The organism is Flavobacterium sp. ENC (genome assembly GCF_020991415.1).
In the GTDB taxonomy this organism is placed as follows: Bacteria; Bacteroidota; Bacteroidia; order Flavobacteriales; family Flavobacteriaceae; genus Flavobacterium.
Window position 1 is genome coordinate 163,631 of the sequence record NZ_JAJMOY010000004.1, and the last position, 21,189, is coordinate 184,819.

20 protein-coding genes are annotated in these 21,189 nt (G+C 35.8%); 5 read left to right on the forward strand and 15 right to left on the reverse strand.

Going from position 1 to position 21,189, the window contains the following annotated elements:
- Positions 1-28: 28 nt before the first annotated feature.
- From LPB89_RS12205 to LPB89_RS12275, 15 genes are all read right to left on the reverse strand, one after another.
- Positions 29-901 (reverse strand): L,D-transpeptidase, encoded by an 873-nt coding sequence (locus tag LPB89_RS12205; protein WP_230702068.1) that lies wholly within the window; start codon positions 899-901, stop codon positions 29-31.
- 80 nt (positions 902-981) lie between these two features.
- Complete coding sequence (locus LPB89_RS12210) at positions 982-1,932, reverse strand: alpha/beta hydrolase (protein WP_230702069.1); 951 nt, start codon at positions 1,930-1,932, stop codon at positions 982-984.
- Positions 1,933-1,990: 58 nt separating this feature from the next.
- Positions 1,991-2,575, reverse strand: coding sequence for an NUDIX domain-containing protein (locus LPB89_RS12215; RefSeq protein ID WP_230702070.1), 585 nt, complete (start codon positions 2,573-2,575; stop codon positions 1,991-1,993).
- A 55-nt stretch (positions 2,576-2,630) separates the two neighbouring features.
- Entirely contained in the window at positions 2,631-3,902 is a 1,272-nt protein-coding gene (locus LPB89_RS12220; protein ID WP_230702071.1) for an adenylosuccinate synthase, read from the reverse strand.
- Between the two features lie 95 nt (positions 3,903-3,997).
- Positions 3,998-4,456, reverse strand: coding sequence for a Fur family transcriptional regulator (locus LPB89_RS12225; RefSeq protein WP_026981862.1), 459 nt, complete (start codon positions 4,454-4,456; stop codon positions 3,998-4,000).
- Positions 4,457-4,641: 185 nt separating this feature from the next.
- Complete coding sequence (locus LPB89_RS12230; RefSeq protein ID WP_230702072.1) at positions 4,642-5,184, reverse strand: hypothetical protein; 543 nt, start codon at positions 5,182-5,184, stop codon at positions 4,642-4,644.
- A gap of 20 nt (positions 5,185-5,204) precedes the next feature.
- Positions 5,205-7,424, reverse strand: a complete 2,220-nt coding sequence (locus LPB89_RS12235) for a bifunctional (p)ppGpp synthetase/guanosine-3',5'-bis(diphosphate) 3'-pyrophosphohydrolase (RefSeq protein ID WP_230702073.1) — start codon at positions 7,422-7,424, stop codon at positions 5,205-5,207.
- Between the two features lie 247 nt (positions 7,425-7,671).
- Positions 7,672-8,460, reverse strand: coding sequence for an RNA methyltransferase (locus LPB89_RS12240; protein WP_230702074.1), 789 nt, complete (start codon positions 8,458-8,460; stop codon positions 7,672-7,674).
- A 294-nt stretch (positions 8,461-8,754) separates the two neighbouring features.
- On the reverse strand, positions 8,755-9,840 hold the full coding sequence (locus LPB89_RS12245) for a phosphoglyceromutase (RefSeq protein WP_230702075.1): 1,086 nt from the start codon (positions 9,838-9,840) through the stop codon (positions 8,755-8,757).
- Positions 9,841-9,919: 79 nt separating this feature from the next.
- On the reverse strand, positions 9,920-11,014 hold the full coding sequence (locus LPB89_RS12250; protein WP_230702076.1) for a hypothetical protein: 1,095 nt from the start codon (positions 11,012-11,014) through the stop codon (positions 9,920-9,922).
- Between the two features lie 73 nt (positions 11,015-11,087).
- Positions 11,088-12,419: a DUF58 domain-containing protein gene (locus LPB89_RS12255; RefSeq protein WP_230702077.1), complete on the reverse strand. Its 1,332-nt coding sequence runs from the start codon at positions 12,417-12,419 to the stop codon at positions 11,088-11,090.
- 203 nt (positions 12,420-12,622) lie between these two features.
- Positions 12,623-13,636, reverse strand: coding sequence for a MoxR family ATPase (locus LPB89_RS12260; RefSeq protein WP_127336917.1), 1,014 nt, complete (start codon positions 13,634-13,636; stop codon positions 12,623-12,625).
- 41 nt (positions 13,637-13,677) lie between these two features.
- A complete protein-coding gene (locus LPB89_RS12265) occupies positions 13,678-14,886 on the reverse strand; it encodes a DUF4350 domain-containing protein (RefSeq protein WP_230702078.1) in 1,209 nt (402 codons plus the stop codon).
- Entirely contained in the window at positions 14,879-15,655 is a 777-nt protein-coding gene (locus tag LPB89_RS12270; RefSeq protein ID WP_230702079.1) for a DUF4129 domain-containing protein, read from the reverse strand. Before LPB89_RS12270 ends, LPB89_RS12265 begins: the two co-directional genes overlap by 8 nt.
- Positions 15,656-15,667: 12 nt before the next feature.
- Positions 15,668-16,645: a stage II sporulation protein M gene (locus LPB89_RS12275; protein ID WP_230702080.1), complete on the reverse strand. Its 978-nt coding sequence runs from the start codon at positions 16,643-16,645 to the stop codon at positions 15,668-15,670.
- Between the two features lie 20 nt (positions 16,646-16,665).
- Between LPB89_RS12275 and LPB89_RS12280 the strand changes: the two genes are divergently transcribed.
- From LPB89_RS12280 to LPB89_RS12300, 5 genes are all read left to right on the forward strand, one after another.
- Positions 16,666-17,409, forward strand: coding sequence for an RDD family protein (locus tag LPB89_RS12280; protein WP_230702081.1), 744 nt, complete (start codon positions 16,666-16,668; stop codon positions 17,407-17,409).
- An 86-nt stretch (positions 17,410-17,495) separates the two neighbouring features.
- Complete coding sequence (locus tag LPB89_RS12285; protein WP_230702082.1) at positions 17,496-18,350, forward strand: hypothetical protein; 855 nt, start codon at positions 17,496-17,498, stop codon at positions 18,348-18,350.
- Between the two features lie 48 nt (positions 18,351-18,398).
- Positions 18,399-19,001 (forward strand): trimeric intracellular cation channel family protein, encoded by a 603-nt coding sequence (locus tag LPB89_RS12290; protein WP_230702083.1) that lies wholly within the window; start codon positions 18,399-18,401, stop codon positions 18,999-19,001.
- A 60-nt stretch (positions 19,002-19,061) separates the two neighbouring features.
- Complete coding sequence (locus LPB89_RS12295) at positions 19,062-20,039, forward strand: GNAT family N-acetyltransferase (RefSeq protein ID WP_230702084.1); 978 nt, start codon at positions 19,062-19,064, stop codon at positions 20,037-20,039.
- 12 nt (positions 20,040-20,051) lie between these two features.
- Entirely contained in the window at positions 20,052-21,188 is a 1,137-nt protein-coding gene (locus LPB89_RS12300) for a DegT/DnrJ/EryC1/StrS aminotransferase family protein (protein WP_230702085.1), read from the forward strand.
- The last annotated feature ends 1 nt before the right edge of the window (position 21,189 follow it).

Consider the following 21,189-nt stretch of genomic DNA (forward strand, 5'->3'; position numbering starts at 1 on the left):
ACCTTTGCGGCTTTGCAACTTTGTACCTCTATATAGAGCCTTCTCTAACTTTTTGATTGTCTAAAATATCTTTTAAGAAAGGTTTCACCTGAGTATCAATTTCCGATTCTGAAATATCTAAAGCTTTAGGATCTTTAACTAATGCAAACCAGGGTTTTGGTTCTCCAAAAGGATAACTTCCGAAAACAATAACGGGAGTTCCTTTTACTCTCACATTTTCGGAATCTTTCAGAATCCATTCATCGGCCCATTTGTACAGGTATTTGGCATCTTTTTCCAATAATCTAAGGCACGAATGCGAAGCAGGATAACCCGGCAATTCATATTGGTGAAATCCGACACCCAATTTGTTTTCGATGTTGAAGTTCCATTTTAAGTCCCATTCGTCATTAAAAGTACTGGTGGTTTTTTCGGCTTTCCAGTTGGTAAAAAATAATCCGGTTGGTGTCTGGTCTTTTTTTCTTCCCATATTGGTTGGCCCTGTATACACCAGTTCGCCGTTTTCGTAGGCAGCAAAAGTTTGAGCAGGGTAGGAGAAAATAAGTACTTTTGAAACTTCTTTTAAAGAAGCAACATGCAGCGGGAAAGGTAGGTAATATACTAAATCACCGCTAAAATCAGCAGGAATTATTATGGAATCCATTTTAGCAAGATTGGCTTTATCCGTTCTGTTTATCGCGTAAACGATAGCAGATTTAGCTGAATCACTTTTGTTGATTTCAAGCCATTCTTTTGTTTTTTCGAAATGAAAACCAAATGATTTTGGTTCCGTATATTCAACAGTTTTATGTGGTTTTGTTCCGGTTTTTTCTTGTGTAGTTTTTTCATTCTTTTTACAGGACCCCAACAAAACTAAAACAAGTAAAAGAAGGATATTGGAGGTATAGTATAACTTTTTCATAAATTGGTGTTTTGATTTGTGTAAAGTTATTTTAATAACCTCTCTAATCGCTTACACAATTTTCTGAATTGTTTATCTGATTAACATTTCCGATTTAGTAGAAAATTAGAAATATTTGCTGTCCATTCAGTTTTATTCTTTATCATATAGTTTTCATGTCCTGTTTTTTTGTAAATATTTAATTTTTTCGGACCCTTTAAGTTTTTGAAAATTTCATTTATTTCTTTTCTGCTGACACTTTTATCTTTTTCTCCATAAAGCAATAGAGTCGGACAAGTTATAGTAGTTGCATATTTTGTTGGATTGTGAGTAAATCCCCAAAATCCATTTTGAATTCCTCCCCAAAATAACAAGATGCTTGCCATTGGAAAAACCGGTGCATTGACTCTTCTGAATCTTGCACAAACTGTTTCATACATTGAACCAAATGGACACTCAAGTATTATTCCTGCAGGTTTTATTTTATTGTCATTAATACATTTCATAATGGCAACAGCACCCATCGAAGTGCCAAAGAGGTAGATGTTTTTTTCTCCATTTTGCTTCAAATAATCAAATGTGGTTTTTACTTCTTGTGCTTCTTTGTAGCCAATTGTCGTCTGATTCCCCTCTGAATTTCCGCTTCCCATAAAATCAACAAGCATCGTACTAAACCCTAATTTTATAAATTCATCTGATTTTTCCAGCATTTGAGATTTGTCACCTCCGTAACCATGAAATAATATAACAGTTCCTTTCGAATTAGCAGTTTTAATGTGCCAACACTCAATTTCTTTATTGCTTTTCAGTTTTAAAGTTTGATATTTTTGAGAAGGGAGTTTTATATTTTTTGGTTTTGGATTATTAACTCCAAAAAGTACAATTTTAGCTTTTTCAAGCGAAGATAATTTTTCAGGACTTTTAGTTTTTTCAGCTTTATTATTTGAAAAATGAGTGAATTTGTATGCATGGAAAAAACCTATACCATTCATTATTATAAAAATAATCAATAGTATCTTAATAATTATTTTTCCGTATTTAGGTAATTTCATTTAATTTTTCAGGTGAATTTCGTCTATTAAAAAATGCATATTTATAAGTCGGAAAAACTTAAATCAATCCTTTTATCTTAGCATATTGCAACAACATAATTGTTTTAGCATCCGTAATTTCACCCGACTCAATCATGGCATAGGCCTCATCAAAAGTATATTCGAGAACTTCAATGTTTTCCTGCTCGGCATCCAATCCGCCTCCTTCGTTCACTTTCATTGTTTCGTCGTATGCTCCAACAAACAGGTATAAAATTTCTGTTACAGAACCGGGCGACATATAGGTTTCAATCACTTTCTGAACTTTACTTAAGCGGTACCCCGTTTCTTCTTCCGTTTCACGAATCACCGCTTGTTCTGCATTATCCTTGTCTAAAAGTCCTGCGCAAACCTCGATCATCATTCCGGTTTTATTTCCGTTCAGGTAAGTCGGCAGACGAAATTGTCTCGTTAGAACAACTGTTTTTTTAGCGCTGTTGTATAGTAAAATTGCTGCTCCGTTGCCACGGTCATACACTTCACGAATATGGGATTCGGTTTTACCCTCGCTTTTTTTGTAGTCAAAAGTAACTTTGTTAAGTACGTACCAATTATCGGATAATAATTTAGTTTCGGTTATTTTAATTTCAGGGTTTTTTCTCATGATGAAAATAGTTTTGTATAAAAAAACGCCCTGTTATCAGAGCGTTTCGTATTTGTTATTTGGTTATCGTTTGTTTTCTGTCTGGCCCAACCGATACAATTTTGATTGGCACTCCCACTTCTGCTTCAATAAACTCAATATATTCTTTTAACTCGACTGGCAACTGCTCGTAAGTAGTCAATCCTGTTAAGTCAGCTTTCCATCCTTTAAATTCTTTATAAACCGGAGTTACATTTTCAGGCTCGATGTTATAAGGAAAGTGAGAAATGTTTTGTCCTTTATAGTTGTATTCAGTACAAACTTTCAAAGTTTCAAATCCCGAAAGTACATCACCTTTCATCATCATTAATTGCGTTACTCCGTTTACCTGAACAGCATATTTTAAAGCTACTAAATCCAGCCATCCGCAACGTCTTTGTCTTCCTGTAACAGAACCAAATTCGTTTCCTACTCTTGCCATTGTAGCACCCACTTCGTCAAAAAGTTCTGTTGGGAACGGTCCGCTGCCCACACGTGTAACGTAGGCTTTAAAGATTCCGTATACTTCTTTGATTTTATTAGGAGCAATTCCTAAACCGGTACAAGCTCCGGCAGCAGTAGTATTGGATGAAGTTACGAAAGGATATGTTCCGAAATCAACATCTAATAAAGATCCCTGCGCCCCTTCGCATAAAATAGATTTACCTGCTTTCTGAGCCTGGTAGATATATTCTTCACTGTCAATAAAATCTAATTTTTTTAATTCTTCAACAGCTTCAAAAAACTCTTTTTCAAGTTCTGCCAAATTATATTGAATTGCAACATCATAAAAAGCAATCATTGCTTCATGTTTGTCGGCTAATGCTCTGTATCTTTCTTTGAAGTCTTCTAATTCGATATCCCCCACACGCAATCCGTTTCTACCGGTTTTGTCCATGTAAGTCGGGCCAATTCCTTTTAGTGTAGAACCAATTTTTGCTTTTCCTTTTGATGCTTCCGAAGCTGCGTCTAATAAACGGTGTGTTGGTAAAATTAAATGTGCTTTTCTTGAAATGATCAGTTTGCTTTTGATGTCAAGGTTAAATTTCTCTAAGCCTTCAATTTCTTTTTGAAAAACTACCGGATCTATTACAACACCATTTCCAATGATGTTTATTGAATTTTTATGAAAAATCCCGGAAGGAATCGTTCTAAGAACGTGTTTAATTCCGTCAAATTCTAATGTATGTCCTGCATTTGGTCCTCCCTGAAAACGTGCAATAATATCATAATTTGAGGTAAGAACGTCAACAATTTTTCCTTTACCTTCATCTCCCCATTGTAATCCTAGTAATAAATCTACGGTCATTCTGTTTTAATTTGCGTTGAGACAATTTAAGTTGCCCTACTGATTAATGTAGTTAATTTTCTTTTTTTTATTTTTTTGAATAATTCCTTTCCGGACTATTGTTTTTGTTTTTTGTTTCCGTAAAAATACAATGAGTGATTGGTGATTTCAATATCAAAGATTTCCTCGATTGTTTTTTTGATGGTTTGAATTCTTGGATCGCAAAATTCAATCACTTCACCGGAATCGGTCATGATAATGTGATCGTGCTGCTTATCAAAATAAGATTTTTCATAATAAGCCTGATTTTGCCCAAATTGATGTTTTCTAACCAAAGCGCAGTCTAACAGTAACTCAATCGTGTTGTATAAGGTTGCCCTGCTCACACGGTAGTTCTTGTTTTTCATTTTGATATAAAGGTTTTCTATGTCAAAATGCTCTTCGCTATCGTAAATTTCCTGAAGTATAGCATAACGCTCAGGAGTTTTGCGATGCCCTTTCTGTTCAAGATACATTGTAAAAACATTTTTTACAATTTCTTGATTTTTAGTATTGTCAGTTGAAATTAGTGTCATAATCTGGCAAAGATAATTTTTTATTTTAATGAATAAAAGTTTACGGTTCAAAGTTTAACTTTCAAATCTCGATTTAGATGCTGTCAATACTCCTGTTTAAGGGTTTTGCGTCGTATTTTTTTTATTGATCGGAAGGAACTTAATTAACATATTTATTTTTATATGAGATAAAACTAACAAATTTTTTATTCGGCTTTTGTCATAAACATGTACCAGTTCCATTCCCATGTTTTTCCTTTATCAGCACTCATAGCCTGACTCCAGACCGGGTTTTTCTGGTCTCTGGCATCCCACCGGAATACCTGGATTACATTGCTGCCTTCAAAAATATCTTCCGAGAAAAAGTGTCCGACATTATTTTCAAAAGAACCAATGACAGGTTTATCGAGAACGCCTGTATTCGAATCCGACCAGTAAATGCTCCACAATTTTGTTGCAGGATTAAAAAGACGAACAGTCATTCCCTCAAAAGGTTCTCCGTCAAAAGTGGCCAGGAAATTATCAATGTTGCCAATTCCTTTCAGAATAGTGTACATTTCCTGAGTCGATGGAAATTCGATCCATTCGGTGCAGTTGCAAAGTCTCTTTTTTAGTTTTTTATTGATGATATTGGACTTGCCTTTAAAAAAATCAAAATCATTTTTAGAAGAAGATTCAGAGGCCTTAATGATAAGTGCTCCGTTTTCATCAAAATTTAATTCGGGTATTTTTAAATTGTCATTTTTCATTAGTTCTGATTTCCGAATACTTAGGTTCTGTATTCCCTGGTTACTTTATCCACGCCGTCAATTTTTTTGATGGCATTGATCATTTTTTTCAAAATGGTATTATTCTTCACAATTACCGCAATCTGGCCATGAAAAATTCCGGCATCCGTACTCAAAGAAATACTCTGAATATTCACACTCATATTGTTCGAAATTACCCTGGTCAATTGATTGGTAAGTCCGAGAACATCCATTCCGGTAATATTGATAATCGCTTTGAATTCTTCCTGAGACGAATCAATCCATTTCGCGCTCATAATACGGTACGCATAATTCGACTGCATTCCGATTGCATTCGGACAATCTTTTTTATGGACTTTAATCCCTTCGTTGATCGTTACAAAACCAAAAACATCGTCACCCGGAATTGGGTTGCAGCATTGTGAAAGCTTATAATCTAATTTATCATGCTCGGTTCCAAAAACCAGCATGTCGTAATTACTGCTGATGACAGGTTTGTGAATATCATCGTCAGCCGTATCCTTATTCCTTTTGATTTTATTTTTAAAGAAATTGATAATGGTATTGCCTTTTTGTGCGGCATAATCTTTTAATTGCTGATTTTCAATAGCCCCGATTCCAACTCTGTAAAATAAATCTAAGCTGGTCTTAAGCTTGAAGAAGTTCACCAACTCATTGATCACCTGTTCACTTATGGTAATTTTGAGATGTTTCAGTTTTCGGGTCAGTAATTCTTTTCCTTCTTCGGCAATTTTTTTGGTGTTCTCGTTAAGAACGTTTTTGATCTTATTTTTAGCTCTTGAAGTGGTCACATATTCCAGCCAGTTCACGGTTGGCTTCTGATTGGCAGAGGTAATAACTTCGACCTGGTCACCACTTTTCAGCTCGTGATTTAAAGGAACCAGACGACCGTTTACACGTGTTCCTCTGGTTTTAATCCCGATTTCGGAGTGAATGCTAAAAGCAAAATCAAGAGAAGTAGCTCCTTTCGGCAATGATTTGATTTCTCCTTTTGGCGTAAAGACGAAGATTTCTTTTGAATACAGATTCATTTTAAAATCCTCGACAAAATCAACCGCATTCGTTTCCTGATTTTCTAAAGCCTCACGGAGTAAATTCAGCCAGACATCCAGTCCGCTTTCTTCCGTGGCTCCATTTTTATATTTGTAATGTGCCGCGTATCCTTTTTCTGCAATTTCATCCATACGTTCGCTACGAACCTGTACTTCAACCCAACGGCCTTTCGGGCCCATAACGGTGATGTGCAGCGCTTCATAACCGGTTGATTTTGGAGAGGAAATCCAGTCGCGCAAACGGCTTGGGCTCGGTCTGTAATGATCTGTTACAATGGAATATATTTTCCAGGCTACGAATTTTTCATCGTGAGGATCTGATTTATAGACGATTCTAAGTGCGAATTTGTCGTATACTTCATCAAAGCTTACATTTTGTGCACGCATTTTTCGGCGAATCGAATAAATAGATTTCGGACGGCCTTTGATGATGTAATCAATGTTTTCGTTGTCTAACGATTTTTTCAGAACATCTGAAATATCTTTGATATAAGCATCCTGTTCTTCTTTTGTCTCCCTGATTTTGCTGACGATATCTTCGTAAACAGCCGGTTCGGTGTATTTTAAACCTAAGTCCTCGAGTTTGGTTTTGATATTGTAAAGTCCCAAACGGTGGGCGAGCGGGGCATAAATGTATAAGGTTTCGGATGCGATTTTGGTTTGTTTGTATTCCACCATCGAATCCATGGTTTGCATATTGTGCAGACGATCGGCCAGTTTGATTAAGATAACACGCACGTCATCGTTCAGGGTCAGGATCATTTTTCTGAAATTCTCTGCCTGCATGGAGGCATTCAGATCTTTCTGAACCATCGAAATCTTCGTAAGGCCTTCCACCAACTGTGCTACTTTCGGATTGAATAAGCGCTCAATATCTTCAACAGTTATGGGTGTATCTTCGACAACATCGTGTAATAAAGCCGCTGCAATTGAGGTCGCTCCCAAACCAATTTCGGAGGCCACAATTTTTGCAACTGCAATAGGATGAAAGATATACGCTTCCCCGGATTTGCGACGTTGTTCTTTATGGGCATCAACTGCTACATCAAAAGCCTTTCTGATTAGTTTTTTGTCAGCGGGTGATAAAGTCTGGTAACTTATTCGAAGTAATTCTTTGTATTCCTGCGCAATTGCTTTATTTTCTTTTTCAATATCTATTTCTATCATAACGGCATAGTTCAAGTACTAAAAATAAGCATAAGTTAGAACATACGCAAGGGAATGGATTGTAGATTTATGATATTAGATTTTAGATTTTAGATTGATAAAAAGGACTTCGACTTCGCTCAGTCTGACATGAAAATTTTAGAAAGAAAAAGTAAAAATTGTTTAGCCTTTTAAGAAAATAAGTCCGCAGGACTTTAATTTTCAATCTAAAATCTAAAATCTAAAATCTAAAATCTAAAATCTAAAATCAAAACCCCCTCTGGCGTTTCGCTTCAAAAATTAAAATGGCGGCTGCAACAGATACATTCATACTGTCGATTTCGCCCTGCATGGGAATGATGATATTTTGTGTGGCAGCATCACGCCATTCCTGAGTCAGGCCCGTGGCTTCTGTACCAACCACTAAGGCTGTCGGGGTGGTAAAATCCTGTGTGTGATAAGAAGTGGAATCTTGTAAAGTAGCGCAGTAAAAACCGATCTTTTTTTCTTTCAGAAAAGCAATAATTTCGGCGGTGGTGCCTGTAGCAATCTGATTGGTAAACAGGCAGCCTACGCTGGAACGAACGATATTTGGATTGTATAAATCACTTTTCGGGTTGGCGATCAGAACAGCATCTAAATTGGCAGCATCCGCAGTACGTAAAAGGGCACCGATATTTCCCGGTTTTTCGGGTGCTTCGGCTACTAAAATTAATGGATTAGCGGATAATTTTAGATCAGATAACTGCAATGATTTTGTTTTGGCGATAGCCAGAATGCCTTCAGTGGTATCACGATAGGCCAGTTTCTGATACACTTCTTTGTTGATTTCTATTAGCTGAAGCGGTGTGCCGATTAATTTCTGTATCTGATTTTCAGTAACTAATTCCGGTAAAAATAAAACCGTTTCTATTTCGTAACCGCCTTTTATGGCTATTGAAATTTCACGTAAACCTTCAATTAAAAATGTTCCGGTTTGCTTGCGGGCTTTTGCTTTTTCCTGCAGCAAAACAAGTGATTTTATAAACGGATTTTGGATTGAAGTAATTTGTTTCATTTTTTTTAAAGGTACTTAGGTTCTGAGGGGCTAAGGTACTGAGATTTTTTTAAAATTGGGGCAAAGGTTCAGCGTTGCAAAGGTCAATAGGTTTTCTTCTGTAAAGTTTTTAAAACCGTCAGTATTTAATAAATAAAAAAAGTCGCCACGAATTTCACGAATTTTCACGAATTAAAAATAGTGCAGATTCGTGAATTTGTTTCACCTTTTCGCTGTCGCTCGGTCACGAATTTGTACGAATTAAAAATTAGTGTAAATTCGTGAAATTCGTGGCATAAATACATCTAAATCCGTTTATTTCTCAAAAATTTCCTTAATCTCACTCGCAACAGGATGTGCTGCCGTAAAAGTGTATCCCATGATTTTGGCGATGGTTTGGGCAAATTGTTTTTGATAAAATTGAGATTCTGTTTTTATTTCGCCTTTTGGGGCAATTTCAGGGCCCATTGCGGCAAACCAAATTTCAGAGGCGCCGGCAATTTTGTCACCGTGGCTTGTCCATTCTGATTTTGTTTTATCGCCACGACCGTGATCTACTGTGATTAAGAGTGTCGTTTTGTTTTTATACTGGGGATCATTTTGTACAAAGTTCCAGATTTCTTTTATCCAGCTGTCTACCTGATTGGCGGCATCGAGATAAGATCTGTAATGTCCGGCATGTGCCCATTCGTCGGTTTCCCCGTAGGCAATGTAAAGTACTTTTGGTTTGTTGGTTTTGAGTTCGTTGATGGCTTCATAATGGGTAAAAACATCGAGGCACTCGTCCTCATGAAAGGGTTTAAAAGAATTATCACGCATTTCATTTAATACCTTCTGAACAGCGGTAGGTTTATTTCCTCCGACAGCATCAAAGGCTGAAATTACAGGAAAGTTACTTCTTTTTTCATTCAAAATCCGATCGAAAGCATCCCAAGCGCCAAAAGCGGCTGCTTTTCCTTTTATTTTGGATTGCTGGTTTAAAAACTCCAGCACATTCACATTTGGATTCGCCTTGTATGAATTAGAGTTGACCAAAAGATCCACATTGCCGGTCATAATTTCGCTGTAGCCCGGATAACTGAACCAATACGGATTCGAAACGTCAACTTTATTGCCTAAATCACGATTGCCGTAAATCTGACCTCTGGAAGCAATTTCAGACCATAAAAATGGCATCAGTTTTTTGCGGCTTTCTTTGGGATCTGCACTGTAGTATTTTTTGTAAATGTAAGTGCTGTCTCCCTGATTGAAGTTTTTATCATTGGCAATTGCAGCATCCATTCCTTTAAAAACTTCCTGCCATCTAAAACCGTCTGTGGTAATGATAATAATGTTTTCTGTTTTTTGTGCTTGAGACAACAGACTGGTGAAAATGCATAGAATTATAAATATCTTTTTCATATTTTTTTGATTATAAAGTTTGTAAAACAAAGATTCAAAGATTTTTTTTTAAAGATATTTAGAGCATGATAACAAAATATTATTTTATTTGTTCGTCATTTTTGAATATTTCTAATTTAAAATTATTTGAATCTTCCTTTATCCAATAGTCCACAATTAGATCCATATTTTCCATCAATTTGAGATATGAAAACACAGTTTTCAAATAATCACTTTCTTTTGTCAGTCCTTTCCATTTTTTAATTACCACTGTTATTCTTTTTTCTTTTACCTTGATTATTTCAAAATAAATTCCAATATGTAAATTTTCCTCTTTTTTTATATGAATTTCTTGTGAATTATAATTTTCTTGACAATTTTCAATTTTTATAAAATCTTTTTGTAAAATATTTATAAATTTTTTAGTTGCTGATAAATACAAATTCAAATCTTTAGAAGCTAGGAAAGCAAATACTTGCTGATAATGAATATTTGAATTTGATTCTTTAGATTTTAAATGAATAATTTCATTTCTAATTTTTTCAATTTCAAGTATTTGTCCAATTATAGTTCTGTTTTTTTCTATATCAAATTTTACATTGGGTATTTTAGTAATTACTTCTTCGATTTTTTCTTTAAAACTCACCCATCTTTCAATATTTTCTTTGTTAAGTTTAGTGATTTGTTCTTGAAATTTATTTGAATTTGATTTCTCGATTTTTGAATAAATAAAATCCTCGGGAATTATAAAATTAAGAAAAGCTTCTACTGAAAGATGAATAAATATAATCGCACTAATTCTATATTGTATGAAACGATTAAATATTGGTGTATCGATAAGCTTTACACGGTCGAATTTTTCTGATGCGATATAATGAAAAGTTTCAGCATATTTGTTAGTCAATTGAACTTGCTCATATGCTAAATCAAAATATGCTTGAATTAAATTGGGAGCAATCCCTGCAAAAACTATCCTTTTATTTATAAATGTTGTTGCCTGAAAAAAATCTCCGTCTTCATTAGCAAGTAATAAATTTGATTTATTCTGTTTTAGCTCTTGTTCCCAAATTTTTAGTGGTTTTTCATGTAAAGCTTGTTTTACTATTTTTTTTGTTTCTTCAGAATTATCATTTAAAATCTCAGTACTTACTTTAAAGACTTTCATTCCTTCAATTCGGGTTTTCTTCAAGTTCATACTTTTTAAATTTTTATTATAATCGAATATTTGTTAAGAACATTTTATAAAACCTGCTTATCTTAGAAAAAACCTACAAAATCCCCCTTGACTTAATCTCCAAATATTTATTGATAGCATCCAGGGTCAGGTTTTCCGGTTGCGTCAGGATGGAATGAATACCGTATTTTTTGAGTTCATTGGCAATTAAGCGCTTTTCGAACATGAATTTTTCAGCAATGACCTTATCGTATACTTCCTGAATCGTTTCGGTTTTTTTGTTGATGATTTGGTTCAGTTCGGTATTGCTGAAGAAAATAACGACCAGAAGATGGCTTTTTGCAATTCCTTTCAAATAAGGCAGCTGACGGTTCAGGCCATCCATGGTTTCGAAATTCGTGTACAAAATAATCAGACTTCTCTGGTTGATGTTCTTTTTGATGTCGACATACAATCTGCTATAGTCACTTTCAAAAAAATCAGTTTTGATATTGTATAGTGTTTCGAGGATTTTCTGCATTTGCGAGCCTCTTTTTTCGGCAAAAACCCTGTTTTCAACCTTTTTAGAAAAGGCAAAAATCCCTGCTTTGTCCTGCTTTTTCAGGATAACATTGGATAAAACCAGAGTTGAATTTATGGCATAATCCAGCAGACTTAAGCCGTTAAAAGGCATTTGCATACTGCGTCCTTTATCAATCGCCAGATAAACCGATTGCGATTTTTCGTCCTGAAACTGGTTGACCATTAATGCATTTTTCTTTGCTGTGGCTTTCCAGTTTAAGGTTCTAAGGTCATCGCCCTGAACGTATTCCTTAATTTGCTCAAATTCCATCGTATGTCCGATACGGCGGATTTTTTTAATTCCGTATTGAAAAAGGTTATTCGAAAAGGCAAACAAATCGTATTTTTTCAATTGAATGTAAGACGGATAGGTCGGAACCATCTGGTCTTTGTCGAAAGTAAATCGTCTTGAAATTAATTTTAGCGGGGAAGAAACATAAATATTCAGGTTCCCGAAATAATACTCACCACGTTCTGTCGGACGCAGCTCGTATTGGATGTCTTCGTGGGCAGAAGCTTTTATATTTTTCAGAATTTTGAAATCCCGTACCTGAAACTGAAAAGGAATCTCGTCAATTATCTTCACTGAAATTGGAAAAGTATACTGATTTTTTATCGCAATTTTGACCGGGTTTAAGTCCCCGTTCGAAAGCTTTTCCGGAGTATTTCTCGTTGCTTCAATGCCTGTTTTTGCTAAATACAAAAGCAGAATATCAAGCAATAGAAACGTACTTAAAACCAAAACAACAAACCAGACACCATCATATAAACGTGGAAAAATAAAAGCACAAACAAACATCCCTATAATACCTAAAAGCACATAGAAGAAGAAGTTGTTGAGATATAGGCTTTTTATGAATTTCATTTTTTTATTTTATGTTTTCAGTCTCGGTTTTTAGTCACGGTTTTCAGTCTCAGTCTCAGTCACAGTCTCAGTCACAGTCTCAGTCACAGTCTCAGTCACAGTCTCAGTCACAGTCGCAGTCTCAGTCTCAGTCACAGTCTCAGTTACAGTTTTCGGTTTTCAGTGTGCAAACTGTGACTGTGACTGAAAACTGCGACTCTTTTCTACCTCGGAATTTCAACTGTTTCGATGATCTGCTTAATGATCTCAGCACTTGTAATACCTTCCATTTCGCGTTCCGGTGTCACGATAACACGGTGCTGTAAAACAGGAACTGCTGCTTCTTTGATATCTTCGGGTGTTACAAAATCACGGCCACGAATGGCTGCAAAACCTTTGGATGCATTTAGTATGGCTATTGAGGCACGGGGAGAAGCTCCTAAGTATAAGAAAGCATTCTCACGGGTATTAACGACGATTCTGGCAATGTATTCCAACAGGTTCTGTTCGACCCTGATTTGTTTGATCAGTGCCTGATAGGCTTTGATTTCTTCCGCAGAAAGAATTGTTTTGATGGCTTCTAACTTACCGTGATCCTGTAACAAATGCTCCCTTTGAATGATCAGGATTTCTTCATCCAGTTTCGGATAATCGATGGTAATTTTGAATAAAAAACGGTCTAATTGTGCTTCCGGCAAACGATAGGTTCCTTCCTGCTCAATTGGGTTTTGCGTAGCAATTACCAGAAAAGGCGTTTCAAGGATATAAGCCGATCCGTCAATGGTGATCTGACGTTCTTCCATAACTTCAAAAAGGGCTGCCTGTGTTTTGGCAGGAGCACGGTTGATCTCGTCAATCAGAATCAGATTGGAGAAAATCGGCCCTTTTTTAAATTCAAATTCTGAATTTTTTAAATTAAAGATTGATGTTCCCAAAATATCAGAAGGCATTAAATCCGGTGTAAACTGAATTCGGCTAAAGCCAATATTTAAAGTTTTGGATAATAATTTAGCCGTAATCGTTTTGGCAACTCCCGGCACACCTTCCAGTAAAACATGCCCATTGGATAAAATAGCAACCAAAAGCTGGTCAATCATTTTATGCTGGCCGACAATTACCGTTTCAAGCTCTTTTTTGATCGTATTAACGTGCTCTAAAAGTGGCGCTAAATTTAATCGTGTTTCAAAATTTACGTTTTCGTTGGTAACTTCTGGTTCTGGTGTATTAAAATCGTCCATGTTTGGTATGTTTTCTTTTGAATGAATTTCTGTTAAAAATATTAATTTAAAATCTTTTCGATCGCATTATTAATCCGGATTAAATCTTCCTCGAGACTTCCGTGATAACTTTTCCGGTGTTCGTTGATCAAAAATACGAGTTCCCGAATATCATTTTCGTCTTTTCCGGACTTATGGTGCAGTTTTGTGATAAAAGTATCATCGAGTTTTGTGGTATCGAGTAAATATTCATTTCTCATTCTTTCTAAAAAGTAAATGATTTTTTTATCGATAATATTATAATGATCTCCTTCCTGATAATATAAATTACCAATTGTCTTGGTGAAATCTACTGTTAGATTAGGTAATGGTTTCAGGATCGGAACAATTCTTTGTTTTCGTTTCGCATTAAAAAGAATAAAAATAAGCATTCCGATTAAAAATAAATACCAGGCCCATTTCAGTGCCGGCTGGCTTAAAATATACCGTAAAGGGGAATCCGAAATCGATTCGCTGTTTTGTCCTTTGGTGTACCAGTAAATATTGCCTTTCGGAACATAGGAAAGCACATTCTGGGTATATTGGTAATGATCTGCTTTTAGTAAATGATAATTGGTAAAAGCGACAGGCTGCAGGTGCAGATAAAAATAACCATTCACGTAAGGAACTTTAATGAAATTAACATGTTTTTGTTTTTCATTACCCTGATATCCTAAAACCGTGGTCGTTGAAGTGTCAATTTTAGCAAAATAATTTTCTGTATCAATGTCTTCAAAATGATATTTTTTTGGGGTTACTTTTTTGTTAGCCATCCACATTTTTGTATTAGGGACAGGAGCATGAAATTGGGTATTTAATTCAATTTTCAAACTGTCCAGTAAAGATTGTGGAAATGTTTGCATGCTCAGGAAGGCATTATTGCCATGAGACACAAAATAGAAAAGTTCTGTTACCGACTGATTGTCAATTTCTCCCGATGCAGCTATGTTCAGGAAAGTTCCTTTAATTTTATATTTCCCCTCGATTGTATCGGGTACATATTTGGAATCTAAAAATTCATAAGGCGTTATGGTGGAAACCCTTTCAATCTTTTGATTTTTTAAAATGCCGCTGATTTCCTTGTCAAAAATATACAATCCGTAAGGGATTTTATCATTAACAGAATAAGTGGGTCTCCAATCGATTGGTTTTTGCTTGTTCGAACTTGCAATTAAAATGATGGCAAAAACAAAAACCAGTATAGCGATGTAAATTTTGATAGACTTATTCATTGCCAAAGGTTTTTATGGAATTCTTAAAACGGTTTTCGGCTTTTTTGAAAGTGGTTTCATCAATTTCAAATTCACCGTACCAAATGTAGTTGTACAAATAGGACAAATACGTAAACTCTTCTTTATAAACGGGACTTTGAAGCTCGTACAAATAATCGGAATTGGTTTTTTCGATATCCCATTCGATATAATGATTCTGCGCCATCACCTTCAACAGCCAAAGATAATAGTAACGGATGGCAATTCTTTTTTCGCCTTTTTCGATACTTTCCTGAATCAGTTTTTTGAAGTCCAAAAGGTGAATGTTCTTCTCCAGTTCCGAATAGTAGATGGTTTTTTTGTTGGAATCTTTTCCGAAAATCCATCGTCCTTCTTTACCAACCAGGGCTTTTACAATCAGATATATCACAAAAACAATAATCAGCACAGCCAGTACTTTCATCAGGATTGCCACAAAATGGAGTGCTGCTTCAGGATTGTTAAAAGTGAATAAGCTTCTTAAAATTTCCGCCAGCCACTCTTTAAAATAATCCCAGGCGTTCTTTTCCGGTGCTTTGTATTCGTATACAAAATCGGAGTCGGTATATTTTTTTTTGAAATTTTTAGAAAAGGTTTTCCGTTCAACCGTAGTGGTATCGATTTTAATATCTTTCTCCGTGTATTTTACGGATGAAATTTTGGGAGGATCAATTGCAACGGTCACAGAATCCTGAGCATGGGAAATGCTGAAGAAAAATAGAAAAGATAAAACAAAGAAAATTTTATTCATTACCGGTTCTGATTAGGTCAATTTGGCTGATAGTTGTGTTTTTTTGTGAACGATATAGGGATAAACCAGATAATAATAGGAAATTACGCTTAAGGTAAAAAGGATAATAAAACTGCTGAGCCAGTTCGGCATATCAATAGAATACCGGGTGATAAAACCTTCCAGGAATCCGGCGCTTATGGTAAACGGAAATGTGCTCAGGAATATTTTGAAACTGTTTTTAAAGCCGATTTTAAAAGAATTTATTCTCGAAAAAGTCTTCGGAAAAAGAATAGAAGCGCCTAAAATAAATCCGGCACAAGTTTCAATTACAATAGCAAAAATTTCCATGGAACCGTGAATCCAGATTCCGCGGACGCTTTTCCAGAAAACGCCCTGTTCGTAAAAAAAGTATTGGAAAGATCCCAGCATAATGCAGTTTTGAAGGAAAATGTAAAAAGTTCCGATACCACCAAAAATGCCGTAAATATAACATCTTGCCCCAACATACAAATTGTTCATGGTGATGCCGATGAAACTTCCCCAGTTGCTTCCGGTTCCGTAGACGGCCATGGGATCTCCTTTTTTGATATTCTCGAGGGTCATGTTTACATAACCGTCACCTAAGATCAAACGGACAAAATTCTGATCGTATCTTGCCGAAATCACGCCTATTCCCACGGTTAGAAAGAAGAGGACGAATGAATACATAAGATACCGTCTATATTCGTAAACAAGCAGCGGAACTTCAGTTTTAAAAAATTCCATGAACCTGTTTTTCTCTGCCCGTTTGGTTTTGTAAATCTTCTGATAAATCTGTGAAGCCAGATGATTCAGGTAAACCACGGTTTTACTTTTGGGGTAATAAGTTTGCGCGTAAGATAAATCATTCATCATTTGAATGTATAAATTAGCTAACTCATCAGGATTTTTTTTAGCTTTACCGAAAATTGCCAGCTCAAATTCCAGCCATTTTTCTTTATTTTGTTTTATGAAGGCGATTTCTCTCATTAAGGGCTAAAATATAAAATATGTCAGAATTATCAATTAATACGACGCAAAATGTCAAAATAAATTTTAAAGCAGCTTCTGCCGGCGAGCGGATAGGGTCTTATTTTGTCGATTTAACCATTAAAATAGCCTACGGGATAGTGATTTCCCTCCTCTTTTTTTATTGGCTGCAATTGGGGAAATTACTGGATACCTTAGACAGCTGGTCCAGAATGTCCATTCTTTTGTTGCTTTATTTTCCGATTATCATTTATTCGATCACGCTGGAAAGCATTTTTGAGGGACAGACCATTGGCAAAAGACTAATAAAAATAAAAGTAGTTAAAATTGATGGTTATCAGGCTGGTTTTGGAGACTATCTGATGCGATGGTTTTTCAGGCTGATAGATATTTCAATTCTGAGCGGAATTATCGCTATGATAACAGTGGTTTCCAGTAAAAAAGGGCAGCGTCTGGGCGATATGGTGGCGGGTACGGCAGTCATTACCTTAAAAAATAAAATTAACATCAGCCATACGATTCTCGAAGAAATCGGTGATGCGTATGTGCCAACGTATCCTTTGGTGATTAAATTGTCTGATAATGATATGCGAATTATCAAAGAGACCTTTCAAAAAGCTGATCTTAGAAATGATTACGAAACGATTCACAAACTGGTTTCTAAAATTGAAAGCGTTTCCGGTATCAAAAACCAATCAGGAAATGAACGTGATTTCCTTCGGGTGATTTTAAAGGATTACAATTTTTACACACAGAACATGTAATACAATAATTTTAAAAATAACAAAGTAGTAATAAAAGGCGGAACCGAAAAGCCATAAGAGTAGGGTAACTTAAATAATTGAAGAGTATGAAAATTACAAAGATTTTTACGATTATAATGTTCCTTTTCTCAGTAGCCGGTTTTGCTCAGGGCGGAAGTAAAAAATTAGATAAAATAATAAAACGTGATTATCAGATTATTGAGTGTACTATTTCAAAAATGTCCGATAAAACAGTCGAATATTCTTTACCGGGAGAAACATTGCAGATCTCACTTGATGTTTCCCAGATCGCCAGAATTGATTTTTCAAGCGGCCGCTCCCAGACCTTCGATGTTGCTCCTGCGGGCAATGCCGGCAATAGCAGTTCACCAGGTCAGGTGATAACCAATGCAGAAATGAAAACCAATACGATTGCTGTACTGCCGGTTCCTTATGTAAATTCAGATAATCTGCAAAGCTCGGAAGATATGTCAAAATTTGCCCAGAATGACTTGTACAATAAATTATTAGACAAGTCGGCCAATATTTTACCGCTTACGGTACAGGATTTAAGAACGACAAACAGCTTACTGCACAAAGCCGGTATTGATCATAACAATATTGATGATACACCGATCCAGGACCTGGAAAGAATTTTGGGGGTTGACAATATTGTTGCTGCGAAGGTTTCGTTTACCATGTCTTCAAGTTCAACAGCTACGACCTATAACAGCGGAAATGCAAAAATTAGCGACAACGACAAAAAAATAAAAACAAACGATATTTCGACAACCACTGCCAATACGCAGATGTACTATTATTATACGGTGTATTTTGACATGTACAAAAACGGCACAAAAATTTATTCGCAAACCAGAAAGCCTTTCCTAAACCTGAAAGACAGCTGGATCGATTCTGTTTCGTATTTATTAAAAAGAAGTCCGATTTACGTAAAAAGATAGAAATTAAATCCAACCGGGAATTAAAATCCTGGCCGTTAAAAAGAGAAAATGTTTCATTTATTAGATATAATCGGTACCATGGCTTTTGCGATGTCCGGTGCCTTAACGGCCATGCATAAAAAGCTCGATCCGTTTGGGGTCTTTATTATTGCTTTTGTTACTGCCGTTGGCGGCGGAACACTCCGTGACGTTCTGATCGGCAGAACTCCGGTAGGCTGGATGCAGGACCTGCAATATGTATATGTGATAACTTTAGGTTTTGGACTGGCAATTCTTTTCAGGAAAAAATTTGATAAATTACGGACTTCCTTGTTTTTATTTGATACGATCGGGTTGGGTGTTTTTACATTAATTGGTTTGGAGAAAGGAATTTCCATTGGGCTGCATCCTGTTATTTGTATCGCTCTGGGAACAATGACAGCCTGTTTTGGCGGTGTGATACGGGATATTCTTTGCAACGAAATCCCAACTATTTTCAGAAGGGAAATCTATGCAACAATCTGTATTCTGGGCGGAATCGTATTCTTTATTCTGAAAAAACTGAATCTGGAAAATGATATTTTATATTTAGCGACTTCTGTTGTAATTATTTCAGTTCGGTTAATGGCAGTAAAATTCAAATGGTATTTACCGGCATTTGACCACAAATAAGATTTTAAATAATATATTAGCCGCCTTGAAGGTTAAGATCCTTAAACCTGTGGCAGGAAAATGACAAAATATACCGTAAGAAAATATCAAAAAAGTGATTATAAAACCTGGAATGCATTTGTTGCTCAGGCCAGGAATGCTACGTTTTTATTTCACAGGGATTTCATGGAATATCATGCGGACCGTTTTGAAGATTTTTCACTTTTGATTTTTGAAAATCAAAAAATAAAAGCAGTTTTACCTGCAAATAAAGCAGGAAATTCGATCCATTCGCATCAGGGATTAACGTACGGAGGACTGGTGTATGAGGGAAGTACAAAACTAGCCTCGATAATTGAAATTTTTAAGGCTATTTTATTTTTTCTAAAGGAAAATGAATTCGAAAAATTATATTTCAAAGCGATTCCGTTTATTTATCATCTCCAGCCTGCTGACGAAATTTTATATAGTTTGTTTTTAGCTGACGCCAAACTGGTCCGGCGCGATTCGCTTTCCGTAATTGATTTATCACAGGAAAAAAACATTTCAAAAATCAGGAAAAGAGGTTTTCAGAAAGCCATTTCAAATCAGTTGGTTTTAAAAGAAGAAAATGATTTTGAATCCTTTTGGAATGAAATCCTGATTCCGAATTTAGCCGACAAACACCAGGCAAAACCCGTTCATTCGATAGCCGAAATGAATCAGCTAAAAGCACTTTTTCCGAATAACATACATCAGTTTAATGTGTACTCCGATACTAAAATTGTGGCAGGAGCTACTATTTTTGAAACCGAAACGGTAGCGCATTGTCAGTATATTTCGAAAAATGAAAAGCAGGGCAACCTGGGCAGTTTAGATTACTTATTTCAGTATTTAATTCAGGAAAGATTTGCCGGAAAGAAGTTTTTCGATTTTGGAATTTCGAACGAAAATCAGGGGAAAAACCTTAACGAAGGATTATCGTACTGGAAAGAAAGTTTTGGTGCCGGTACTATAATTCATGATTTTTATGAAGTGGAAACCGCAAATTATAGTAAATTAGAAACCGTTCTTATCTAATCAGACAAACACATGATACCCTTTCTGGATCTTAAAAAAATAAACAAACCGTATGAAACTGCTTTTCAGGAAAAACTGAAGTCGGTTTTTGATAACGGCTGGTATATTTTAGGAAAAGAAGTAGAAACATTTGAAAAAGCTTTCGCTGCCTATTGTAAAACCGATTACTGTATTGGCACAGGAAATGGATTTGATGCTTTGGTGTTAATCTTTAAAGGTTATATAACATTAGGAAAACTGCAAAAAGGAGATGAAGTTATAGTGCCTGCCAATACCTATATTGCCAGTATTCTGGCCATTGTTGAAGCCGGTTTAGTGCCCGTTCTGGTGGAACCAAAATTAGAAACCTACAATCTTAATCCGGATTTGGTTCAGGAGAAAATCTCTCCGAAAACAAAAGCTATTCTGGCCGTACATTTATACGGACAACTGGCCGAAATGGATCAAATTAACGAAATTGCAAAACAGAATAATTTGATAGTGGTGGAAGATGCCGCACAATCGCATGGGGCTTTTGAAAATTCCAATAGGGTAAAAGTTCCAAATTCCAATAATGTCACTTGGAACAAAGACGAAAAGTCTTCAGGCGCAATGGCGTACAGCTTTTATCCGGGAAAAAATCTGGGTGCTTTAGGAGACGGGGGAGCGATAACTACAAACGATTCACAATTAGCAAAAGTGCTTTTTTCGCTGCGAAATTATGGTTCCGAAAAAAAATATTATAACGAGTACATTGGTGTGAATTCAAGACTGGATGAAATTCAGGCCTCATTTTTGAATTTAAAATTACCAAATTTAGATGCGGATAACGATAGACGCAGAAGTATAGCCAAAAGATATTTAAACGAAATAAAAAACGACAAAATAGTGCTTCCGGTTTGGGATTTTTCAAATAATCATGTCTTTCATTTGTTTGTTATCCGAACTTCAGATCGTGAAGGTTTACAGGAATATTTAACTCAGAAAACAATTCAGACCGTTATTCATTATCCAATTCCGGTACACAAGCAAAAAGCTTTCTCAGAGTGGAATCATTTATCATTCCCGATCACGGAAAAGATTCATCAAGAGGTCCTGAGTCTGCCCATGAGCCCTGTTTTGACAGAAAATGAAGTGGATTGTATTATTGATGTTTTAAATAGCTATTAAT

Coding starts and splice junctions, on each gene's coding strand:
- LPB89_RS12275 (WP_230702080.1), bottom strand. CDS start 16,645: ATGAGAGAAATCGCCTTCATAAAACAAAATAAAGAAAAATGGCTGGAA.
- LPB89_RS12255 (WP_230702077.1), bottom strand. CDS start 12,419: ATGAAATTCATAAAAAGCCTATATCTCAACAACTTCTTCTTCTATGTG.
- LPB89_RS12300 (WP_230702085.1), top strand. CDS start 20,052: ATGATACCCTTTCTGGATCTTAAAAAAATAAACAAACCGTATGAAACT.
- LPB89_RS12240 (WP_230702074.1), bottom strand. CDS start 8,460: ATGAAACAAATTACTTCAATCCAAAATCCGTTTATAAAATCACTTGTT.
- LPB89_RS12235 (WP_230702073.1), bottom strand. CDS start 7,424: ATGATAGAAATAGATATTGAAAAAGAAAATAAAGCAATTGCGCAGGAA.
- LPB89_RS12295 (WP_230702084.1), top strand. CDS start 19,062: ATGACAAAATATACCGTAAGAAAATATCAAAAAAGTGATTATAAAACC.
- LPB89_RS12205 (WP_230702068.1), bottom strand. CDS start 901: ATGAAAAAGTTATACTATACCTCCAATATCCTTCTTTTACTTGTTTTA.
- LPB89_RS12265 (WP_230702078.1), bottom strand. CDS start 14,886: ATGAATAAGTCTATCAAAATTTACATCGCTATACTGGTTTTTGTTTTT.
- LPB89_RS12285 (WP_230702082.1), top strand. CDS start 17,496: ATGAAAATTACAAAGATTTTTACGATTATAATGTTCCTTTTCTCAGTA.
- LPB89_RS12270 (WP_230702079.1), bottom strand. CDS start 15,655: ATGAATAAAATTTTCTTTGTTTTATCTTTTCTATTTTTCTTCAGCATT.
- LPB89_RS12220 (WP_230702071.1), bottom strand. CDS start 3,902: ATGACCGTAGATTTATTACTAGGATTACAATGGGGAGATGAAGGTAAA.
- LPB89_RS12230 (WP_230702072.1), bottom strand. CDS start 5,184: ATGAAAAATGACAATTTAAAAATACCCGAATTAAATTTTGATGAAAAC.
- LPB89_RS12260 (WP_127336917.1), bottom strand. CDS start 13,636: ATGGACGATTTTAATACACCAGAACCAGAAGTTACCAACGAAAACGTA.
- LPB89_RS12250 (WP_230702076.1), bottom strand. CDS start 11,014: ATGAACTTGAAGAAAACCCGAATTGAAGGAATGAAAGTCTTTAAAGTA.
- LPB89_RS12210 (WP_230702069.1), bottom strand. CDS start 1,932: ATGAAATTACCTAAATACGGAAAAATAATTATTAAGATACTATTGATT.
- LPB89_RS12215 (WP_230702070.1), bottom strand. CDS start 2,575: ATGAGAAAAAACCCTGAAATTAAAATAACCGAAACTAAATTATTATCC.
- LPB89_RS12225 (WP_026981862.1), bottom strand. CDS start 4,456: ATGACACTAATTTCAACTGACAATACTAAAAATCAAGAAATTGTAAAA.
- LPB89_RS12280 (WP_230702081.1), top strand. CDS start 16,666: ATGTCAGAATTATCAATTAATACGACGCAAAATGTCAAAATAAATTTT.
- LPB89_RS12245 (WP_230702075.1), bottom strand. CDS start 9,840: ATGAAAAAGATATTTATAATTCTATGCATTTTCACCAGTCTGTTGTCT.
- LPB89_RS12290 (WP_230702083.1), top strand. CDS start 18,399: ATGTTTCATTTATTAGATATAATCGGTACCATGGCTTTTGCGATGTCC.